This window comes from Haloechinothrix alba (genome assembly GCF_900188115.1).
Lineage (GTDB): Bacteria > Actinomycetota > Actinomycetes > Mycobacteriales > Pseudonocardiaceae > Haloechinothrix > Haloechinothrix alba.
In genome coordinates this window covers 1-4,040 of sequence record NZ_FZNW01000053.1, presented here as the reverse complement: position 1 = coordinate 4,040, position 4,040 = coordinate 1, and the positions used below count along the sequence as shown (strand labels likewise).

General features: G+C 60.2%; 2 protein-coding genes and 3 pseudogenes. 4 read left to right on the top strand and 1 reads right to left on the bottom strand.

Annotated elements, in window-relative coordinates; genetic code table 11:
• Positions 1–144 precede the first annotated feature (144 nt).
• The 4 genes and pseudogenes from CHB84_RS21925 to CHB84_RS23855 all read left to right on the top strand — a co-directional run.
• Positions 145–713: pseudogene (locus CHB84_RS21925) on the top strand (transposase); the annotation flags it as partial.
• Between the two features lie 71 nt (positions 714–784).
• A pseudogene (locus tag CHB84_RS21920) lies at positions 785–1,948 on the top strand (IS30 family transposase).
• A 13-nt stretch (positions 1,949–1,961) separates the two neighbouring features.
• A pseudogene (locus CHB84_RS23860) lies at positions 1,962–2,318 on the top strand (transposase); the annotation flags it as partial.
• Entirely contained in the window at positions 2,315–2,707 is a 393-nt protein-coding gene (locus CHB84_RS23855) for a transposase (RefSeq protein WP_176440093.1), read from the top strand. The pseudogene CHB84_RS23860 and the gene CHB84_RS23855, both read left to right, overlap by 4 nt.
• Positions 2,708–2,786: 79 nt before the next feature.
• On the opposite strand, the gene CHB84_RS22600 is transcribed toward CHB84_RS23855, so the two are convergent.
• Positions 2,787–3,830 (bottom strand): hypothetical protein, encoded by a 1,044-nt coding sequence (locus tag CHB84_RS22600; RefSeq protein ID WP_141134782.1) that lies wholly within the window; start codon positions 3,828–3,830, stop codon positions 2,787–2,789.
• Positions 3,831–4,040: the final 210 nt, after the last annotated feature.

Below are 4,040 nucleotides of genomic sequence, written 5' to 3'. Positions count from 1 at the left end.
CTCGTGGGAAGCGGTGGCCGCGATCGTGGCTCGGGTGGTCGCCGACCACGTCGACGACTCCCGGCTGGACGAGCTGTATCGCATCGGGGTCGACGGGCGTGTCAGGTGGGTTGTGTACGAGATCAGATTTGATGGAGTACGCATATGAGTGAGCCTGATGCGCAGCGGTGTGATGCTGGCCCGTTGGGTAGTTCGTCGGTGGAGCCGTCGGCTCGGCAGGCGGTGAACGAGATGCTGGATGCGGGCCTGTTGGATGCTGTGCTGGGCAAGGTCGACCAGGAGGGGTTGGCCTTGCCGGGGCAGGGTGGGTTCCTGCCGGAGCTGGTCAAGGCGGTGCTCGAGCGCGGCCTGACCACCGAGTTGAGTGATCATTTGGGGTATGAGAAGGGGGATCCGGCCGGGCGGGGCAGTCCGAATGCGCGCAACGGCACCAGCGACAAGACCCTGGCTACCGAGGCGGGCGAGGTTGATCTGCGGGTGCCGCGGGATCGGGCGGGCTCGTTCGAGCCGCGGCTGGTGCCGAAGGGTTCGCGCCGGGCCGGGGGCTGGATGAGATGATCATCTCGTTGTATGCCGGGGGCATGACCGTGCGCGATATTCAGCATCATCTGCAGCGCACGCTGGGTACCGAACTTTCGCACGAGACGTTCTCGCGGATCACCGACACGGTGCTCGAGGAGGTCACCGGCTGGCAGGCCCGTCCGCTGGAGGAGGGGCGGTTTCCATTGGTCGTTGCGAATCCTGATGGGAAGGGGTTCGTATGCCGCGTGGTGGGCAGAACAGGATGCCGGTGGCGGTCAAGCGCCGGCTACTTCGAGCTGATTCGGGCTGGGTGGTCAGGCTCGGCAGCTGCCCAGGCAGTGGGTGTGTCGTTGAGCTGCGGGTCGGTGTGGTTCGTTGATGCTGGCCGGGTGGACGCCATCGACAAGCCGATTAGCTCGCGGTATCTGAACCAGGACGATCGGATTGAGATCGCCGATGGGCTGGCCCGCGGAGAGCGGGTTACAGACATCGCCGCTCGGATCGGCAAGAGCTACCAGACCGTGTATCGGGAGATCGCCGCAACCGCAAGCCGGACGGGCGCTATCAACCGTGGTATGCGCACAACCAGGCGTACCTGCGCCGCCAACGCCCCAGGCCTCGCCGCTTCGTGATCGATGCCGCGTTGCGCGCGGTGGTGGCGGGCACGTTGGCCACGAGATGGCCGCCGGCCCAGATCAGCCGGTGGCTGCGACGGCGCTGGCCGCGTCGGACCTCGTGGCATGTCTGCGCTGAGACGTTCTATGAAGCCGTTTATCGCGGTGTGATCGTCCCAGCGGATCCGGCAGTTCTGCGCACGGGTCGCACCTATCGGCACCGCCGTGGCCGGGGCCGTTCCCGCGATGGCGCTATGAAACAGTCCACGACGATGCGGTCGATCCATACCAGGCTGGCCAGCGTCGAAACCCGCCGACAGGTCGGCCATTGGGAATGTGACCTGATCGTCGGCGCTGCCCAGCGCTCCGCGATCGCCACGCTGGTGGAACGCACAACGCGGCTGACACTGCTGGTCAAGCTCGATCGCGACCACTCCGCCTCGTCGGTCGGTGACGCGCTCATCGGTGCGTTCACCCGGCTTCCAACCGGCCTGCGCCGCAGTTTGACCTGGGATCAGGGCAACAAGATGTTCCACCATGAACGGATCGAACACGCCACCGGCGTCACGATCTACTTCGCCGACCCGCACTCGCCCTGGCAGCGCGGCAGCAACGAGAACGTCAACGGCCTGCTGCGCCAGTACCTACCGAAGGGAACCGACCTCCGTGCGTGGACGGCCCAACAACTCGACGAGATCGCCACCGAGCTCAACCACCGACCACGCCAATGCCGGAGCGACCGGAGCCCGCACCAACTGATGCAACAATGGCACCGTCGACACACCACAACAACGATTCGCAACGTTCACTAGAAACCGCTCGGTCTGGCCGATCGTCTACATCGATGCCCTGTGGGTCAAGATCCGGGACGGGGCGGTGACCAACCGGCCGGTCTACCTTGCAGTCGGGGTGGACCTGGATGGCTGCAAGCACATCCTCGGGCTCTGGATCGGCCCCACCGAGGGTGAGGGCGCTCGCTTCTGGATGTCGCTGCTGGCCGAACTGCGCAACCGCGGCATCCAGGATGTGTTGATTTGTTGCTGTGATGGACTTTCCGGTCTCCCGGAGGCGATCACCACGACATGGCCCCAAACGACGGCCCAGACGTGCTGCGTGCATCTTATGCGGGCCAGTCTCCGCTTCGCCTCCAAGAAGGATCATCCCCAACTGATCCCCGCATGAAAGGCGATCTATACCGCGCCCACCGACGACGCCGCGAACAAGCCCTGGACGAGCTGGAAACCTCGCCATTGGGTCAACGCTACCCGGCTATCGCACGGACCTGGCGGGCAGCGTGGCCCGAGTTCGTGCCGTTTCTGCAGTTCCCGCCGCCCCTGCGTAAGGATGTGTTCAGCACAAACCTCATTGAGTCGATCAACGCCCGGCTACGCATGGTGACCCGTAACCACGGGCACTTCACTTCGGAAGCGGCCGCGATCAAGGTGCTGTATCTGGCGATCCGGCACCTGATCGAGCCCAAGACCAGCGACCGCAACCAGGTCGCACCCCACTGGAAGGAGGCACGGGGCGCACTCACCCTCGACTACGAAGACCGCACCACCATCCGATGAACCACGAAATCACACACAAAAACCCGTACACGCCCGTCCGACCCAGCGGGGTGGGGACTATCCGATGGCTGGTGTTAATTTAAGCATCGTCCGAGGTCTCACTAGAAGGGGCGCCACTACGTATTCTATTCGTCGTACGGAGAGTGATTTCGCATGGATCGAGTGCTGGATCGTCCGTTAGCGTCGCAGGCTCAGTCAGGTCGAAAGGATCTCGCTGAAGTAGTATCCGGATAATGAAAACCGCAAGAACAATCCCGAAGGCGATTGTCAGCAGCCCTGCAAGTTGATCGATTACCCAAGGGTAGCGTCCGTTTATTACGACCCACGATGGTAGTGCAATCGCTCCATAAACGCTCATCATGCTGCAAGGAGTCACGAGAAACATCAACAGCGCTCTCCAGCCACGAAACCTCTCCCGAAACCGGTATGCTATCACGGCGGGAAGAAACGCTACACCAATCGTATTCGCTGGAGTCCACCACTGAGGAAGATACAAAAAGCGCAGAGGTTGGTCCGCATAGTAGTGATACATTCCGCCAGCCCACTGAAGTACCTCCTCAAAGACAATAGCGCCAGCCGCAGCAGTGAGAAGTAGTAGCCAAATCATACGCGTAGTCGGGCGACGTTCAAGCATTCTAAAAGTCAGAAAATTGAACACTCCGTAGCCAAAGAACGCAAAAAACAGAAACATTCCCATTTGACGACCGAATATGGTTATTATGTTGTCAACATCGTCGGTGGGATAGTATACTTTTCCTATTACGTCGACCGCCACTTCCGGAAAAATCAACATTAAGGCGCTTAAAGATACCATAAGAGGTAGTAAGCGCTTTCTGCGAATAAGTTCACGGACTGCAAACACTGTCCCGGTCAGGCCAACAGCGCCCAACAGTATGACTGCTATTATGGTGTTCCGTCGATTATAGGAAAATGTGTCGTTTCCGGGAATGGCTGGAGTTCTGGTGTGTGGATGGATCTCTGTCGGAAGTGGATCGAAATTGCGCGTGAGCCAAGCCGCCATAAGCGCAACAATCGAGAAGAGCAGGTATCCAACAAGGAACTTGCGCTTCGTCGATTTGCTAGATGGTGATCTATCGACGACGTCCGCCGCCACTGCGCTCATTTCAATCTCACTCCATCCATGTAAACGAATCTGACTAATATAGTCTATCAATAAATAATCGTCGTGTAAATAGTATATCGACGACCTACCGATGTTCCCGGCTGCGGTGACCGCAGGGTCTGTCCGATGAGCGGTGTATTTGGTCTGACACGCCGAGCGTGGCTCGGGGAAGGACCAGTTGCGAACGGGACGATCGGGTCGATGTCGGCT

Bases quoted from the DNA above. Each gene is read 5' to 3' on its own strand.
- CHB84_RS23855 (WP_176440093.1), top strand. From the start codon at position 2,315: ATGAAAGGCGATCTATACCGCGCCCACCGACGACGCCGCGAACAAGCC.
- CHB84_RS22600 (WP_141134782.1), bottom strand. From the start codon at position 3,830: ATGAGCGCAGTGGCGGCGGACGTCGTCGATAGATCACCATCTAGCAAA.